Below are 15984 nucleotides of genomic sequence, written 5' to 3' on the forward strand. Positions count from 1 at the left end.
AGCGGATTTTACGGAGCGCCGGGCCACGGGACCAAACCGCTGCGGTCCGGGCCCCGGCCCGCTCCCGTGCCGGGGACGTCCGGATCCGTCCCGAAGCGGCCCGTCAGTGCGCGCAGAGGGCGCGCAGCGCGGCCAGCTCCGCCGGCACCGCGCGGGCGAGCCGGTCCAGGTCCGGCACGGCCCGCGCGTCGGCGACCAGCCCGTAGTGCACGCGTCCCCGGTAGGTGGAGATCGCGACCGCCAGGGCCTGGCCGGGGGCGAGCGGGGCCAGCGGATAGACCTCGGTCAGCTCGTGGCCGCCGAGCCGGAGCCCGAAGCCGGGCAGCGGCACGCTGGTGACCAGGATGTCGAACCAGAGCCGGGCCGCCTGGCCGACCAGCGGCCCGCCGAGCCGGTGGCCGAGGGCCGGGACGTGGTCGGCGAGCAGTGCCACCGCGCCGGCGCCCCGGTCGGGCCCGGCGTCCTTGTTGCGGATCATCGCGGTGCGCACGGTGCGCAGCCGGCCGAGCGGATCGCCGTCGTGCACCGGGAGCCGTATCAGATAGCCGGAGAGCCGGTTGCCCTGCGGCTGGGCGGTGCCCGGGCGGCGCCGGGAGACCGGGATCAAGGCGCGGGGCGCCGCGCCGGCGCTGCCGTCGCCGCGCTCGTCCAGCCAACGGCGCAGCGCCCCCGCGACGACGGCGATGAGGACGTCGTTCACCGTGCCGCCGGCGCTCTTGCGCACCCGGTGCACCTCGTCGATGTCGAGCACGGCCCCGGCGGTGCGGCGGGTGCCGCTGGGTGCGCAGACCAGCGCGGCGCACGGGCGCATGCCGAGGGTGGAGCGGGCCAGCGAGGCGCCGATGTCCAGGGCCCGGCCCGCGTCGGACAGCGCGTCCCGGACCAGTGCGGGCACCAGCGCGGGCAGCGGGTGCCGGCCGGGCAGCGGGCCGCGCGGCGGCTCGACGGCGCGCGGCGCCCGCTCGGGCGGGCCGACGGGGTCCAGGACGCCGGCGGCCAGCTTCAGCGCGCGCAGCCCGTCGGCGAGGGCGTGGTGGAACTTGAAGAGCACCGCGAAGGAGACTCCGTCCGCGCCGGGCAGCACATGCGCCTCCCAGGGCGGCCGGCCGCGCTCCAGCGGGCTCCGCATGAGCGGTCCGGCGGCCGCGTGGAAGTCGGCGGCCGGGGCGTGCAGCCGGACGTGGTGCAGCGGGTCGAAGTCCGGGTCGGGCTCGCGGGCGGCACCGCCGAAGGCGCCCGGCTGCCAGCGGTCGCGGATGCGCAGCCGCAGGCCGGGTACGGCGGCGGCGCGGGCGGCGAGCAGGTCGGCGGCGTGCGCCCCGGCGGTGGGCGAGCGCGCGGCGAAGATCCCGAGCGCGGCGAGGTGCATCGGGTGCCGGGCGGACTCCATGTTCCAGAAGGCCAGGTCGAGCGGGGCGAGCGGGTCGGAAGTCAAGGGCGTGCCTCACGCGTCGGCGACGGGCGGATCAGCGGTCACTGCGCCCCGGGGTCACTTCAGGGCGGGCGGCGCCGCCTCGGGTGACGTTCCCCACGAGGACGGGCGGGGGCCGACCGTGAAGGCGAGGGAGCGCAGGGAGCGCAGCGCGCCGGTGGTCAGATAGGTCCGCTCGTGCGGTGTCCCGTCCGTGCGCACGGCCTGTACGTAGCGATGGGCGGCCGAGGTGCCGGGCGCGGTCACCGTCAGCCGGCCGCTCGGCCAGTAGCGGCGGTCCAGGGCCAGCTCGACCCGGTCGAACACGGGCGTGGTCAGGCCCCAGGTGCCGTAGCCCGGCTGGACGGGGAAGAGCCCGATGGACGACAGCACGTGCCAGGCGGACATGGTGCCGAGGTCGTCGTTGCCGGTCATGCCCGCGGGGCTGTCGGTGAACAGGGTGAGCGCGGCGTGCACCACGTCGGTGGTCTTCCAGGGCCGGCCGGTGGAGAGGTAGGTGTAGGGCGCGATGAGGTCCGGTTCGTTCATCGGGTTGTAGACGGCGGCGTTGTAGTAGGCGTACGGGTCGCCGTGCACCCACACCCGGCGGGCGGTGCCCTCCGGGTCGGCGAGCAGCCGGTCGTAGGCGAAGAAGGCGTCGAGGCGGGCGTCGGCCGCGCTCCTGCCGCCGAGCAGGCCGACCAGGCCCGGCACGTCCTGCGGGACGAGCCACTGGTACTGCCAGGCCGTGCCCTCGTGGAAACCGGTGCCGCGGGCCGGGTCGGCTGGGCCGGTGAAGGCGCCGGCGGCGTCCCGGGCGCGGAAGAAGCCGGTGCCGGGGTCGAAGACGTTGCGGTAGTTGCGGGCCCGGGCGGCGTAGCGGGCCGCGTCCGCGTGGTGTCCGAGTCCGCGCGCCACCTGTGCCAGCATCGCGTCGGCGAGCGCGTACTCCAGGGTGACGGAGGCGCCGTAGTGGTAGTCGGAGTCGCCGGCCTTGGCGTACGGCCGGTCCTTGACGTAGGGCGCGAAACCGTGCGCGAGGTACTCGGCGTTGGCCTCCCGGCCGACGCCCGGGTAGTCGGCCGGCGGCACGCCGTCGGCGTTCCGGCGCAGCGCCCGGTAGGCCCGCTCCTCGAAACCGCGCAGCAGTCCGGAGTGGTAGCCGGTGGTCAGGAAGGGGGTGACCGGGTCGCCGGTCATGATGTTCGTCTCCACCGGGCCGTAGCCCCACTTGGGCAGCCAGCCGCCGTCCTCGGCGACGGCGACCACCGACCGCGCCATGTCCCGCGCCTCGCGCGGCGCGAGCAGGGCGAGGAGCTGGGCCTGGGTGCGGTAGGTGTCCCACAGGGACCAGTTCTGGTAGTAGGTGAAGCCCCGGGCGCGGTGGGTGCGGCGGTCCCAGCCGGTGTAGCGGCCGTCGGCGTCGCCGCCGACGTTGGGCGCGAGGTACGACCGGTACAGCGAGGAGTAGAAGGTCCGGCGCGTCCCGGCCGCGCCGCCCCGCACCCGGACCGTGCCGAGCCGGCGCTCCCACTGCTCGCGGGCCCGGCCGCGTACGGCGTCGAACGACCGGCCGCCCTCGGCGCGCAGGTTGCCCGCGGCGCCGCGCGCGTCCACGTACGACAGGGCGGTGGTCGCCTCGACCGTGCGGTCGCCGGTGGTGTCGAAGCGGACGTAGGCGCCGCCGGGTCCGCTGCGGGAGCCGGGGCTGACGACGGCGCCGTCCCAGGTGCCGTAGGCGGTGAAGGGCCGGCTGAAGCGGGTGATCGTGTAGACCGTGTAGGGGCCGGTGTCCCGGCAGAAGCCGTGCCCGGTGATCTCGGTGCGCACGGTGTGGTCGTCCAGGATCTCCACTGTGCTGCTCACCGGTTTGTGCAGCGCCTGCGCCGCGTTGAGCAGCACGTTGGCCTTCTTGGTGGCCGGGAAGGTGTAGCGCTGGACGCCGGTGCGGGCGGTCGCGGTCAGTTCGGCGCGGATGCCGGTGGCGAGGCCGACCCGGTAGTAGCCGGGGCTCGCCTCCTCGTCGTCGTGGGAGAAGTCCGCCGCGTACCGGCCGTAGTCCGTCCGGGTCACGTCACCGGTGGTGGGCAGCACGGGCAGGTCGCCGCCGATGCGGCAGCCGACGCCCGAGAGGTGGACCAGCGAGAAGCCGCGGATCCGGTGCTGCGTGTAGTCGTAGCCGGTGCTGTGCCCGGTGTCCGGGGAGAGCTGCACCATGCCGAAGGGCACGGCGGCGCCGGGGAAGGTGTTGCCCTCGTTCTGGCTCCCGATGAACGGGTCGACCAGGTCGGTGAGGCGGCCGTCGGGCCGCTCGGCGGCGCCGGAGGCGGGGGTGGCGAGCAGCGCGGACGCCGCCATCACCCCGGCCAGGCACAGCCGTGTGCGCCGGGTCCCTCTCATGTCGGATGACCTCCGCGGGTTGGACATCGTTGCCTGCATCCTGGAGGGCGCAGGGCCCAAACCCGGGCATCCCGGAGGTTTCACATGAACGCGTCGCGCGCACCGGAGGGTGACGGGCGGTCAGCCGGGGCTATGGCACCCGCTGTCCCTTGCCCAGTGCGATGACGCCGCCCTGGGAGACCGTGTACAGCTCGGCGTCGCGCTCGGGGTTGACGCCGATCGTCGCGCCGGGCGGCACCTCCACGTTCTTGTCCAGCACCGCGCCGCGCACCACCGCGCCCCGGCCGATGTGCACGTTGTCGTGCAGCACCGAGCCCTGGACGACCGCGCCGGGATCGACGCGGACGCCCGGGGAGAGCACCGACCGGGTGACCTGGCCGCGGATCAGGCAGCCCGCGCTGACGATGGACTCGCTCGCGATGCCGCCCGCGTTGAACCGCGCCGGGGACAGCTGGTAGGAGTGCGTGTAGATGGGCCACTGGCGGTTGTACAGGTTGAACGCGGGGCGCTCGGCGATCAGGTCCATGTGCGCCTCGTAGTAGGCGTCCAGGGTGCCCACGTCCCGCCAGTAGCCCTGGTCGCGGCTGGTCTCGCCGGGCACGTGGTTGTCGCCGAAGTCGTAGAGCTGGGCCTCGCCGCGCGCGGTCAGCTGGGGCAGGATCGAGCCGCCCATGTCGTGCACGGACTGGCTGTCCTCGGCGTCCCGCTGGAGCGCCTCGATCAGGACCTTGGTGGTGAAGACGTAGTTGCCCATGGAGGCGAACACGCAGTCCGGGGCGTCGGGCAGGCCCGGCGGGTCGGCGGGCTTCTCCAGGAACCGGTCGACGGTACGGCCGTCCGGGCCCGTGGTGATCACCCCGAACGACGGCGACTGCGCGCGCGGCACCCGGATGCCGGCCACCGTCACGCCGGCGCCGCCCTCGATGTGCTGCGCGAGCATCTGCCGGGGGTCCATGCGGTAGACGTGGTCGGCGCCGAACACGGCGACGTACTCGGGCTGTTCGTCGTGGACCAGGTTCAGGGACTGCAGGATCGCGTCGGCGCTGCCCAGGTACCAGCGCGGGCCGAGGCGCTGCTGGGCGGGGACCGGCGTGACGTAGTTGCCGAGCAGGCTGGACATCCGCCAGGTGGTGGTGATGTGGCGGTCCAGCGAGTGCGACTTGTACTGGGTCAGCACGCAGATCCGCAGCACGTCGGCGTTGACCAGGTTGGACAGGACGAAGTCGACGAGGCGGTACGTGCCGCCGAAGGTGACGGCCGGCTTGGCGCGGTCCGCGGTGAGCGGCATCAGCCGCTTGCCCTCGCCGCCCGCCAGCACGATCCCGAGTACGGAAGGACCTCCGCGACGCATGACCGCTCCCCTCACCGTGGTTGAAACCGAGGATGCCCCGCGGAGAGCGGGCTAAGCCTGCTTCAGGATCCGCTCGTACAGTCCCGCCGTGCGGCGGGCCACCGCGTCCCAGCCGAACTCGCCCACCGCGCGCGCCCGTCCGGCCTCGCCCATCCGCCGGGCCGCGTCCGGGTCGCCAAGGACGGTGTCCAGCGCCCGGGCGAGCCCGGCCTCGAAACCGTCGTCCACGTCGACCAGCAGACCGGTACGGCCGTCCGCCACCACCTCCGGGATGCCGCCCACCCGGGACGCCACCACGGGCGTGCCGCAGGCCATCGCCTCCAGGTTGACGATGCCCAGCGGCTCGTACACCGACGGGCAGACGAACACCGCCGCGTGGGTGAGGAGTTGGATCACTTCCGGGCGCGGCAGCATCCGCGGGATCCAGAACACGCCCGCCCGCGCCCGGCGCAGCTCCTCGAACAGCTCCTCGAACTCGCGCTCGATCTCGGGGGTGTCGGGCGCGCCGGCGCACAGCACCACCTGGGTGCCGGGATCGATGTCCCGTACCGCCCGCAGGAGTTGCGGCACGCCCTTCTGCCGGGTGATGCGGCCGACGAACAGCACGTAGGGCCGGTCCGGGTCGATGCCGTGCCGGGTGAGGGCGTCGGTGCCGTGGTCGGGCCGGTACAGCGCGGTGTCGATGCCGTTGTGGACGACGTGCACGCGGTCCGGGTCCAGGGCCGGATAGCAGGCCAGGATGTCCGCGCGCATGGCGCCCGAGACGGCGATCACCGCGTCGGCGGCCTCGATCGCGGTGCGCTCGGCCCAGCCCGACAGCGCGTATCCGCCGCCGAGCTGCTCGGCCTTCCAGGGCCGCAGCGGTTCCAGCGAGTGGGCGGTGAGCACGTGCGGCACGCCGTACAGCAGCTTGGCGACATGGCCGGCGAGGGCCGCGTACCAGGTGTGGGAGTGGACGAGGTCGCGGCCTTCGAGGGCGGCGGCCATGGCGAGGTCCACGGAGAAGGTGCGCAGCGCGTCGTTGGCGCCGTCCAGCACGGGCCAGGGACGGTGGCGTACGACGCCGTCCCCGCGGCCCTCGCCCCAGCAGTGCACTTCCAGGTCCACCAGCGAGGCCAGCTCGCGGGCCAGGAACTCGACATGGACACCCGCGCCGCCGTACACATCCGGCGGGTACTCCCGGGTCAGCAGTCCCACTCGCACCCGACAACTCCCTGGTCTCGGTGGCACGTTCCCTTTCATGGTCACCCAGATGCGGCTTCCGGGGAAGAGCGCGGGGCGGAGCCGGGCGGCCGGATCAGGCAGCAGTCTCCGCAGAGCCCGCCGCCGGGCACCCGGTAGTACAGGCAGCAACTGCGGCGCCGGAAGGCCGTACCGGTGCGCGTGCCGGTGCCGGCCAGCAGCGGATGGGCGAACAGTTCACCGGTCAGGGCCCGGGTGCGGGCCGCCGCGTCGGTACGGCCGTGGGCGCGGGCCCAGCGGCCCAGTTCCCGGACGGTCGCGGCCAGCGCGGAGCCCGCGTTGCCCCACAGCAGGCCGGCCGCGACACCGTGACGGGCCCGCAACACCTCGGCCAGGGGCTCCAGATGGCCGTGCAGCACGGTCGCGGTGAGCGTGGCCGCGTCCCCGGGGAGCGGGCGCACCTCGGTGAGGAGGAGGTCGTCAGGGGCGGTGGCACGGACGTCCCAGCGCAGCAGGCGCGGGTCCAGGTCGGGCAGCCGGCCGTACAGGACCGCGCAGCCCAGCGCCGCCGACCACAGCCGGGCGGCCAGCCCCTGGTGCGCGAGGGAGGCGGCGACCCGTGGCTCGGCGGTGCGCAGCCGCTCCCCGACGGTGGTCACGCGCGCGGTCACCGGATCGCTGCGGCCGTCCGCCGCCGCGCCCGCGTAACCGTCCGCGAGCGTCGGCAGCCCGCGCGCGGCGGAGTCGCCGGAGACGAGGGTGCGCAGGACGAAGAAACCGCCGAGCGGGCGCAGCGCGGACAGGCCGGGATCGAGTCGCACGACAGCCAGTCGTACCAGGCGCGCACCGGCGGCCGTCCGGCGGGTGTCCGTACGCCGTCGCCCGTCCAGGGGATGATCACCCCGCCGGTGTACTCCATCGGCAGTAGGACGCAATGTGTGCTCAGGGACGACGACGCGGAGGATACGGGCGGGCAGAGTGGTGACCATGGAAGCCGACCGCACGCCGCGCCGCGCCCAGGACGCCCGCCGCACCCGGCGCGGACACCACCGGAGACGCCGATGAGCGCCCTGGCGTTGTCCGTGCTCCTGTCGGTCGTCTCCGCCCTCGCCTACGCGGGCGGGGCGATCGCGCAGGAGCAGGTCGCGGGGTCCTCCACCGGCGGCGTCCCGGTGCGTCGGCCCGGCTGGTGGGGCGCGCTGGGGCTCAACGGACTCGGCGGCCTGCTGCACGTCGTGGCGCTCGCCTGCGGGCCGCTCAGCCTGGTCCAGCCGCTCGGCGCGCTGACCATCGTCTTCGCGCTGCCCATGGCGGCGCTGTGCGTCGGCCGCCGGGCCGGGGCGACCGCCTGGCGCGGCGCCCTCCTCGCCACGGCCGGCCTCGCCGGACTGCTCGCCCTGGTCGGCACCGCCGCCGGGCACTCCCTGGCGCCGGGACAGCGGCCGGCCGTCGCCCTGGTCACCGGCGCGGCGGTGACGGCGCTGACGTGCACCGGACTGGCCGCGCACCGGCACCCCGTGGTGCGCAGCGTGCTGCTCGCCACCGCCTCCGGCATCGCTTTCGGCATGTCGTCGGTGTTCACCAAGACCGTGGCCGTGGACTGGAGCCACGGCATCAGCCTGGGCGACCTGTCCTCGCTCGCTGCGATCGGTGCGTTCACGGTCGCCGGCGTGGTGCTCTCCCAGATCTCCTACCGGGGCGGCGGGCTCGCCGCCCCGCTGGCCACGCAGACGGTGGTCAATCCAGTGCTGGCCGCCGTGGTCGGCATCGTCCTGTTCGGCGAGACGTTCCGCCACGGCACCGCGGGCACCGCCCTCGCCCTGGGCTGCGCGGCCGTGACGGCGGGCGGCCTGATCCTGCTGACGACGGAACGACTGGAGGGCGGGGAGGGGACGCCGCCGGTAACTGCGGTGAAGGCCGCCGCTGCTCTGGGCGGGGCGGGCGGCTCCGAGGGCGCGGCACCGGCGGACGCCGACGCCGCCGTACCGGGCGCCGGCACGCTGGTCCCCGGCACGCCGGGCGCTGCCGCGCCGGGGCCGGGGTTCGTTGTGGCGGGGCCGGGCCTTGCCGTGCCGGGGTTGGGCCTTGCTCTGTCGGATCCGGGGCCGGGTTTTGCCGTCGAGGCGGTCCGGGACGCCGTGGGGGCGTGCCCCAGGGTGCCGCGGCAGCGCGCGGCCGGACTCACTACGGCGGACCGGGCCGGGACCGCCGGGACCGGAGACGGGACGTACCGGGTCCGGTTCGCCGAGACCGGGGGCGGAACGGACGGGACCGGGGCCGCGGGGGCCCCGGCCACCACCTTTACCGCTGCGCTTCCGGCCGCCACCGCACCCGCTACCGAGGCGCTCCCGGCCGCCGCGTGCGTTCCGGTTCCGCCGGCCGCGCGCCCGTACCTGCCGGTGCCGGCGCTGCTGCCCGTGCTGCTGCCGATGCCGGTCGTGCTGCCGGCACCGTGCCCGCGTCAGATGCTGACGCCGCCGGCCCGCAGGTAGGCGAGCGGGTCGACGTCCGAGCCGAAACCGGGCCCCGTCCGCACCTCGAAGTGCAGGTGGGGGCCCGTGACGTTGCCCGTGGATCCGGACCGGCCGACGCGCAGGCCCGCGGTGACGCTCTGGCCGGCCCGCACGGCGATGGCGGACAGGTGGGCGTACTGCGTGTAGCGGCCGTCGGCGTGCCGGATCACCACCTGGTAGCCGTACGACCCGCCCCAGCCCGCGGCCACCACCCGGCCGGCCGCCGCCGCCCGCACCGGGGTGCCGGTCGGCACCAGGAAGTCGACACCGGTGTGGTAGCCCTTCGACCAGTGGGAGCCGGCCACGTGGTAGCCGGTGCCGATGGACGCGGACACCGGGGCGACCAGGGCGTGCCGGGCCGGCGGCGCGGTGTGATGCGTACCGTGATGCTCCGAAGGCGTGGTGTGCCTGGGCGACTTGGGCGGTGCGGTCCGGGTGGCCGTGCCGTTCAGGCTGAGCCGCTGGCCCGGCACGATCAGGTCGGGATCGGCGCCGATCGTGGCGCGGTTGCCCGCGTACAGCGTGTGCCAGCCGCCCGGCACCCGGTGGTCGCCGGCGATGCCGGACAGGGTGTCCCCGTGCACCACCGTGTACATCCGGGTCAGGCCCGCGCGGGCCTGCGGGGCGGTCTGCGGCCGTACGTCCTGCGGGGCAGCGGACCGCGGGGCGGCGGCCGCGACGGGACGCGCGGACACGGTAGCGGGACGGGCGTCCGGGCCGCCGGCGTCCCGGGTGAGCCCGGCCTGGTCCGAGCAGGCCGGCCAGGCGTCCGGTCCCTGCCCGTGCAGGACCTTCTCGGCGACGGCGATCTGCTCGGTCCGGCCGGCCAGGTCGGCGCGCGGGGCGTACCGGGTGCCGCCGTACGCCTCCCACGTCGACTGGGTGAACTGCAGCCCGCCGTAATAGCCGTTGCCGGTGTTGACGCTCCAGTCGCCGCTGGACTCGCAGGCGGCGACCTTGCTCCAGGTGGCCGTGTCGGCGGCCTGCGCGGCGCCGGCGGCGACCAGCGGGATCGCGAGGCCGGCGCCGCTCGCCGTGACGGTGAGTGAGGCGCGGTTGATCCTGCTCGGCTGGTACCGGCGGTGCCGGCCGCGTACGGCCATGTCCGAAATCCCCTCGCCATGCGTCAGGAGGGGCCAACGTAAGCGCCGCGAACAGGCCATGACAAGACGGGAAACCGGCCGCCCTTACCCCTCAAGTGGCCGGTTACACCTCCCACTTGGGCGCGGCGGCCGGAGGCTGAGACGATCGGCGGTGCCGTCGCGTACCCGTGGCCGGCGGGCCGGATGTGCGCCCGCGGTGGCGGCACGCCAGGATGGGCAGGGCACGTACTGACGAAGCCGTAGTCACGAGACGACGAGAGAGCAGGCGGTATGAGCACTTCAGCGCAGATCGGTGTCACGGGCCTCGCGGTCATGGGCCGCAACCTCGCCCGGAACTTCGCCCGCAACGGCTATACGGTCGCGGTGCACAACCGTACGGTGGCGCGGACCAAGGCGCTCGTCGAGGAGTTCGGGCAGGAAGGGAACTTCGTCGCGGCCGAGACCGCCGAGGAGTTCGTGGCGGCGCTGGAACGGCCGCGCCGCCTGGTCGTCATGGTCAAGGCCGGTGAGCCGACGGACGCGGTGATCCAGGAGTTCGCCCCGCTGCTGGAGCCCGGCGACATGATCATCGACGGTGGCAACGCGCACTTCGCGGACACCCGGCGCCGGGAGCGGGAGCTGCGCGAGCGGGGCATCCACTTCGTCGGCACGGGCATCTCCGGTGGCGAGGAGGGCGCGCTGCACGGCCCGAGCATCATGCCGGGCGGTTCGGCGCAGTCGTACGAGTCGCTCGGTCCGATGCTGGAGAAGATCTCCGCGAAGGCCGCGGACGGGGCGCCGTGCGTGACGCACGTGGGTCCCGACGGCGCCGGGCACTTCGTGAAGATGGTGCACAACGGCATCGAGTACGCCGACATGCAGCTGATCGGCGAGGCGTACCAGTTGCTGCGCGATGTCGCCGGCTACTCCCCCGCCGAGATCGCGGACGTCTTCCGCACCTGGAACACTGGCCGGCTGGACTCCTATCTGATCGAGATCACCGCCGAGGTGCTGTCCCACGAGGACGCGGCCACCGGCAAGCCGTTCGTGGACGTGGTGGTGGACCAGGCCGAGCAGAAGGGCACCGGCCGCTGGACCGTGCAGATCGCGCTGGACCTGGGCGTGCCGGTGTCCGGGATCGCCGAGGCGGTCTTCGCCCGGTCGCTGTCCGGGCACGCGGAGCTGCGGGCCGCGTCGCGGGAGCTGGCCGGTCCGCGGCCCACCGCGCTGAGCGGGGCGGAGGCGGCGGCCTTCGCCGACCGGGTGGAGCAGGCGCTGTACGCGTCCAAGATCGTGTCGTACACGCAGGGCTTCCACGAGATCGCGGCGGGCGGCGAGGAGTACGGCTGGGACATCGACCTCGGCCGGATCGCGTCCATCTGGCGCGGCGGGTGCATCATCCGCGCGGCCTTCCTCGACCGCATCCGCTCCGCGTACGACGCCCGGCCCGATCTGCCGAGCCTGCTGTCGGACGAGACGTTCGCGCGGGAGATCGCCGACGCGCAGGACGACTGGCGGGAGGTGCTGGTCACGGCGACCCGGCAGGGCGTGCCGACGCCGGGCTTCGCGGCGGCGCTGGCGTACTACGACGGGCTGCGGGCGGAGCGGCTGCCGGCGGCGCTCACGCAGGGGCAGCGGGACTTCTTCGGGGCGCACACCTACCGGCGGACGGACCGCGACGGCGCGTTCCACACGCTGTGGGGCGGGGACCGGTCGGAGGTGACCGCCTGACGGAACGCGGGAACCGCGCGGCCGGCCGGGAAGCGCGGACACGTCCGCGTCCCGGCCGGCCGCGCGGTCGCCGTCTCCCGGATCCCCGGCACGCTCAGGCGATCGGCCGGCCCGGCTCCGGGTCCGGCACGGGCTCGGGTTCCGGCACGGGCTCGGGACCCGGCGGAACCGGCGAGGGCTCCGGCGTCGGACCCGGGTGGGGCGGCGCCGGCGGAGTCGGCGTGGGGCCCGGGGCCGGCGGCGTGGGGCCCGGGGCCGGCGGCGTCGGGGCGGGGCCCGGTGCGGGCGGAGTGGGCTGGGGGCTCGGCTCCGGTGTCGGGACCGGGCTGGGGTAGGGGTCCGGCGGGGCCGGGTTCGGGGTGGGAGCCGGGCCCGGCGCGGGCGGGACCGGGTCGTACGGGTTCGTCATGGTCTCCTCCGGGCTGTCACAGGACATCGCCAGTGATCTCCACCCCCGCCTACCCGGGCGCGACGCGGCCACTCACCCGGGGACGGGGCGGGGTGGGACCCGGAGCCGGGGCCGGGGAGCCGGGCGGTGGCCGGGACCGGGGTCGGCCCGGACGGTGGCCGGGGTTCCCCGGGACCGGGGAGGCCCGGACCGTGCCGGGGGCGCGTTCCGCGGCCGGTGCCGGGCGGACGGCCGGCCGGCCGGACCCGGTACGGCGGTTCACTCAGACCCGACAGGGCGGTTCAGACCCGATACGGCGGTCCGCTCCGACCCGGAACGGCGGTTCGCTCAGAACCGTCCCGGATGCGCCCGCAGCCAGTCCTTGGCGGCCGACAGCAGCGCCGGGTCGGCGGGCGGCGCGGTCTCCGGGTGCCGCGCGGCCCACTTGACGACGTACGGGCACAGCGGGGCCACCGGGATGCCCTCGCGCTCGGCCAGGGCGTACAGCTCGCGGGCCAGCGACCCGGCGATGCCCTTGCCCTCGTGGGCGGGCTCGACGATCGTGTGGACGGGGACCAGGGCGCGCGCGGGCGACTCCAGGACGAAGTACTCGATGCGGCCGACGACCTCGCCGTCGTCGCCGACGGCCTCGAGACGGCCCGCCGCCCGGTCGTCGCGTATCTGGGTCTCGCTCATGGGCACACGCTCCTGGTCCTGGTCCGCCGGTCAGGCTCCTGCGGCCTGCGGGCTGCGCTGCTGGTCCGATCCGGGCACCGGCTCGGACGGGTCGACGCCGAGGGACACGATCCTGTTGCCGGCGTCGACGTGCACGACCCGGGGCCGCAGCTCGCGGGCCTCCGCGTCGGTGACCTGAGCGTAGCTGATGATGATCACCAGATCGCCGGGGTGGACGAGGTGGGCCGCCGCCCCGTTGATCCCGACGACCCCGGACCCGCGCTCCCCCTCGATGACGTACGTCTCCAGCCGGGCACCGTTGGTGATGTCGACGATGTGCACCAGTTCCCCGGGCAGCAGATCGGCGGCGTCGAGGAGATCGGCATCGATGGTCACCGACCCCACGTAGTGCAGGTCGGCCTGGGTGACGGTGGCACGGTGGATCTTGGACTTGAACATGGTGCGCAGCATTCTGTGCTCCTGTAGGTCGGCTCCCTGCCTGCGTTTTTGCAGGTCAAGGGCTGGTTCCACAGCCTACAACGAGTCGCGTGTCCGGGCAGCTTTCCCCAGGTTTTCCAGGACTCATGCTGACCACTTGCTGACTTTCCTGACACGCCGTCAGGCGACTGGACGAGGTTTCGCGCGCTCCCCCTCCCCCCACCGCGATGACGGCACAAGCCTACGCAGCACCCTCTCAGGGGCATCCGTGATGACAGCCCGAGCGCCTCCATACCGCCCCGCAGGTGCAGGCACCCAAGGCCCATTGCAGATTCCGGATGCCGAACGGGCGCGGCAACGTAGACAGGAACGGCGGGCGGACACTGCGCGACCCCGACGCGCTGTGGAGACGGGTGCGGCCACCCGTTGATCATCGGTGTGTGAAGACAAACGATCACGCGGTGGCCGCAGGTCACAGCGTTAGCCGGCTGGCGAGCCGGACGATCAGGCCATCGGCCGGTCCCGCGGCGGACTGACCACGAAGATCCACGTCGCGGCCGACGGCCGGTGCCGGCCGCTGGTGTTCGTCCTCACCGCCGGTCAGGCCGGAGACGCACCCGCCTTCACGGACGTCATGGCCCGCCTGCGCGTTCCCCGCCGCATTCGGACAAGCGATCCAATGCCGGTATGGACGCGACCGACTTCCCCGCGTGACCCGGCGCCTCGGCCGACCAGGAGTCAGCCGGGCCGAGCCCGCTCGTCATCAGCCCGTCGGACGCCCTCGACGACTGCGCCGGGCAGTGGGCCGGAAGCAGATGGGTGACCAGGCCAAGCGCGCGCTTCTGCCGGCACGTCGGAGCGTCGTTCCCGGCTCACTCGGCATGTGGGCGGGCCAGGCCGTGGTCGTAGGCGAAGATCACGGCCTGGACGCGGTCGCGGGCGCGGATCTTGGCCAGGACTCGGCCGACATGGGTTTTCACCGTGGACTCGGACAGGACGAAGTGAGTGGCGATCTCGCCGTTGTTCCAGCCTTTGCCCATGGCGACGAGGATTTCGCGTTCGCGGTCGGTGAGGGAGCTCAGTCGTGTGTCTTCGGCGGGTCCGCCGGGGCGCGGTGGTACGAGGTGGGCGAACCGGTGCAGGAGGCGGCGGGTGAGTGCGGGTGCGATGACGGCGTCGCCGATGGCGACGGCGCGGATACCGGCGAGGAGTTCTTCGGGGCGGGCGTCCTTGAGGAGGAAGCCGCTGGCGCCGGCGCGCAGGGCCGCGTGGACGTATTCGTCGAGGTCGAAGGTGGTCAGCACCAGGACGCGGGAGCGGTCGCCCGTGGCGGTGATGCGGCGGGTGGCCTCGATGCCGTCCATGCCGGGCATGCGGATGTCCATGAGGACGACGTCGGGGCGGAGTTCGGCTGCCTTCCGGACCGCTTCGCCGCCGTGGGCGGCCTCGCCGACGACCTCGGTGTCGGGAACCGAGTCGAGGAGCAGGCTGAAGCCGTAACGTTGCAGCGGCTGGTCGTCCACGATGAGCACGGTGGTCACTGGGCACCGCCTTGGGGGGTGAGGTCGAGGATGGCCTCGACCGTCCATCCACCACCAGCCGGGCCCGCGCTGAGACTCCCGCCGTAGAGAGCTGCACGTTCTCGCATGCCCACCAGGCCGTGTCCTTCCTCGTTCGCCGGATCATGCCGGCGGCAGACGCCGGCCGAGCGGATGTCCTGGACCGTGATGGTCAGCCGCATGTCCTTCACCATGACGGTCAGGTTGACCCGGGCGTCGGCTCCAGCGTGTTTCAGTGTGTTCGTCAGGGCTTCCTGAACGATGCGGTAGACCGTCAACTGGACCCCGCTGTCCAGGGCGTCGACATCACCGGCTGTCCGGTAGACGACTTCCAGGCCGGCGGCCCGAACCCCCTCGCACAGTTCGTCGATGTCCGTGAGGCCGGGCTGGGGGCTGAGTTCCGGGGCGTTCTCCGGGCCGTCCGACGCCTCCCGCAGGATACCCAGCACGCGTCTCAGTTCGCCGAGTGCCTGCCGGCCCGTGTCGCCGATGAGGTGGAGGGTTTCCCTGCCCCGTTCCGGAGCGACGACGGTGGCGTAGGCCCCGGCGTCGGCGAGGGTGATGATGACAGACAGGTTGTGGCCGACGATGTCGTGCATCTCGCGGGCCACCCGGACGCGCTCGGCCGCGGCGGCGAGCCGGCTGCGCTGGTCCCGTTCGATTTCCAGGCGGGCCGCCCGTTCCCGCAGTCCGGCGAGCTGAGCCCGGCGGATCCGGATCACAAGACCGAGGGCGAGGGCTGCGGTCGCCGTGCTCAGCAGGAAGAACAGCGCGTCCCCGGCGGACACCGCCGCCGACGCCCGCACGGCGACCAGCACCAACGCGGCCGCCATGACCCCGCAGGCCCACGGCAACTGCCGTAGCCGCCCGTGCAGGGCGAGACTGTACAGGGCGATGAACAGGGCGATGTCCGCGCGCAGCGCGGCACCCAGCGACCACTGCAGGACGAACACTGCTGCCACGGCGCCGAAAGCGACCGCGGGGCCGCGTCGGCGCCACAGCAGGGGCAGTACGAGCCCGGCCTGCAGCGCGAGCATTCCCGCCACCGGCAGCCGGGTGAAGGCGAGCCGGAACCGGCGGGGCCCGTCGCCGTCGCCGCCACCTGCGTGCAGCAGGTCCGGCAGGCAGAACATCAGGAAGACCAGCACCACCACCGCGGTGTCCAGCACCCACGGATGTGCCTGGTCGGCCTGCCGCAGCCGCTGACCGACCCGGGAGAGCCGGGCGACCAGCGGTCCCATCCCACCGATGTCT

12 protein-coding genes and 1 pseudogene are annotated in these 15984 nt (G+C 74.2%); 3 read left to right on the forward strand and 10 right to left on the reverse strand.

Translation table 11 applies throughout. The annotated features are described in order from the left end of the window. Positions 1–103 precede the first annotated feature (103 nt). The 5 genes from ACZ4SV_RS06535 to ACZ4SV_RS06555 all read right to left on the reverse strand — a co-directional run bounded on the left by ACZ4SV_RS06535 (position 104) and on the right by ACZ4SV_RS06555 (position 7165). A complete protein-coding gene (locus tag ACZ4SV_RS06535; RefSeq protein ID WP_468001917.1) occupies positions 104–1435 on the reverse strand; it encodes a wax ester/triacylglycerol synthase family O-acyltransferase in 1332 nt (443 codons plus the stop codon). Between the two features lie 54 nt (positions 1436–1489). Further along, the gene (locus tag ACZ4SV_RS06540) at positions 1490–3811 is read right to left on the reverse strand and encodes a GH92 family glycosyl hydrolase (RefSeq protein WP_468001919.1); all 2322 of its coding nucleotides are present in this window, start codon (positions 3809–3811) and stop codon (positions 1490–1492) included. A 130-nt stretch (positions 3812–3941) separates the two neighbouring features. Then, a complete protein-coding gene (gene glgC, locus ACZ4SV_RS06545) occupies positions 3942–5162 on the reverse strand; it encodes a glucose-1-phosphate adenylyltransferase (protein ID WP_365875844.1) in 1221 nt (406 codons plus the stop codon). A gap of 51 nt (positions 5163–5213) precedes the next feature. After that, complete coding sequence (glgA, locus tag ACZ4SV_RS06550; RefSeq protein ID WP_468001921.1) at positions 5214–6365, reverse strand: glycogen synthase; 1152 nt, start codon at positions 6363–6365, stop codon at positions 5214–5216. Between the two features lie 41 nt (positions 6366–6406). Next, the gene (locus ACZ4SV_RS06555; protein ID WP_468001923.1) at positions 6407–7165 is read right to left on the reverse strand and encodes a (2Fe-2S)-binding protein; all 759 of its coding nucleotides are present in this window, start codon (positions 7163–7165) and stop codon (positions 6407–6409) included. Positions 7166–7405: 240 nt separating this feature from the next. On the opposite strand from ACZ4SV_RS06555, the gene ACZ4SV_RS06560 reads away from it, so the two are divergent. Continuing rightward, positions 7406–8836 (forward strand): DMT family transporter, encoded by a 1431-nt coding sequence (locus ACZ4SV_RS06560; protein WP_468001925.1) that lies wholly within the window; start codon positions 7406–7408, stop codon positions 8834–8836. On the opposite strand, the gene ACZ4SV_RS06565 is transcribed toward ACZ4SV_RS06560, so the two are convergent. Next, positions 8806–9960 (reverse strand): transglycosylase family protein, encoded by a 1155-nt coding sequence (locus tag ACZ4SV_RS06565; RefSeq protein ID WP_365875852.1) that lies wholly within the window; start codon positions 9958–9960, stop codon positions 8806–8808. The two genes, ACZ4SV_RS06560 and ACZ4SV_RS06565, sit on opposite strands and share 31 nt — an antisense overlap. Before the next feature lie 270 nt (positions 9961–10230). Here ACZ4SV_RS06565 and gndA point away from each other — a divergent pair, with 270 nt between their 5' ends. Further along, entirely contained in the window at positions 10231–11670 is a 1440-nt protein-coding gene (gene gndA, locus ACZ4SV_RS06570; protein ID WP_468001927.1) for an NADP-dependent phosphogluconate dehydrogenase, read from the forward strand. A 736-nt stretch (positions 11671–12406) separates the two neighbouring features. Here gndA and ACZ4SV_RS06575 read toward each other — a convergent pair. Beyond that, positions 12407–12754, reverse strand: a complete 348-nt coding sequence (locus ACZ4SV_RS06575) for a GNAT family N-acetyltransferase (protein ID WP_468001929.1) — start codon at positions 12752–12754, stop codon at positions 12407–12409. 30 nt (positions 12755–12784) lie between these two features. Further along, complete coding sequence (gene panD / locus ACZ4SV_RS06580) at positions 12785–13204, reverse strand: aspartate 1-decarboxylase (RefSeq protein ID WP_468001931.1); 420 nt, start codon at positions 13202–13204, stop codon at positions 12785–12787. 466 nt (positions 13205–13670) lie between these two features. Between panD and ACZ4SV_RS06585 the strand changes: the two are divergent. Continuing rightward, positions 13671–13790: pseudogene (locus tag ACZ4SV_RS06585) on the forward strand (IS5/IS1182 family transposase); the annotation flags it as partial. A gap of 253 nt (positions 13791–14043) precedes the next feature. Here ACZ4SV_RS06585 and ACZ4SV_RS06590 read toward each other — a convergent pair. Beyond that, on the reverse strand, positions 14044–14712 hold the full coding sequence (locus tag ACZ4SV_RS06590; protein WP_468001933.1) for a response regulator: 669 nt from the start codon (positions 14710–14712) through the stop codon (positions 14044–14046). After that, positions 14709–15971: a sensor histidine kinase gene (locus ACZ4SV_RS06595; RefSeq protein ID WP_468002493.1), complete on the reverse strand. Its 1263-nt coding sequence runs from the start codon at positions 15969–15971 to the stop codon at positions 14709–14711. The genes ACZ4SV_RS06590 and ACZ4SV_RS06595 overlap by 4 nt, the downstream gene beginning before the upstream one ends. Between the last annotated feature and the right edge of the window lie 13 nt (positions 15972–15984).

This window comes from Streptomyces sp. NPDC027672 (assembly GCF_055566335.1).

Excerpts from the sequence above, each read along its gene's own strand:
- ACZ4SV_RS06560 (WP_468001925.1), top strand. The coding sequence starts at position 7,406 with ATGAGCGCCCTGGCGTTGTCCGTGCTCCTGTCGGTCGTCTCCGCCCTC.
- glgC (WP_365875844.1), bottom strand. The coding sequence starts at position 5,162 with ATGCGTCGCGGAGGTCCTTCCGTACTCGGGATCGTGCTGGCGGGCGGC.
- gndA (WP_468001927.1), top strand. The coding sequence starts at position 10,231 with ATGAGCACTTCAGCGCAGATCGGTGTCACGGGCCTCGCGGTCATGGGC.
- ACZ4SV_RS06540 (WP_468001919.1), bottom strand. The coding sequence starts at position 3,811 with ATGAGAGGGACCCGGCGCACACGGCTGTGCCTGGCCGGGGTGATGGCG.
- ACZ4SV_RS06575 (WP_468001929.1), bottom strand. The coding sequence starts at position 12,754 with ATGAGCGAGACCCAGATACGCGACGACCGGGCGGCGGGCCGTCTCGAG.
- ACZ4SV_RS06565 (WP_365875852.1), bottom strand. The coding sequence starts at position 9,960 with ATGGCCGTACGCGGCCGGCACCGCCGGTACCAGCCGAGCAGGATCAAC.
- ACZ4SV_RS06595 (WP_468002493.1), bottom strand. The coding sequence starts at position 15,971 with ATGGGACCGCTGGTCGCCCGGCTCTCCCGGGTCGGTCAGCGGCTGCGG.
- panD (WP_468001931.1), bottom strand. The coding sequence starts at position 13,204 with ATGCTGCGCACCATGTTCAAGTCCAAGATCCACCGTGCCACCGTCACC.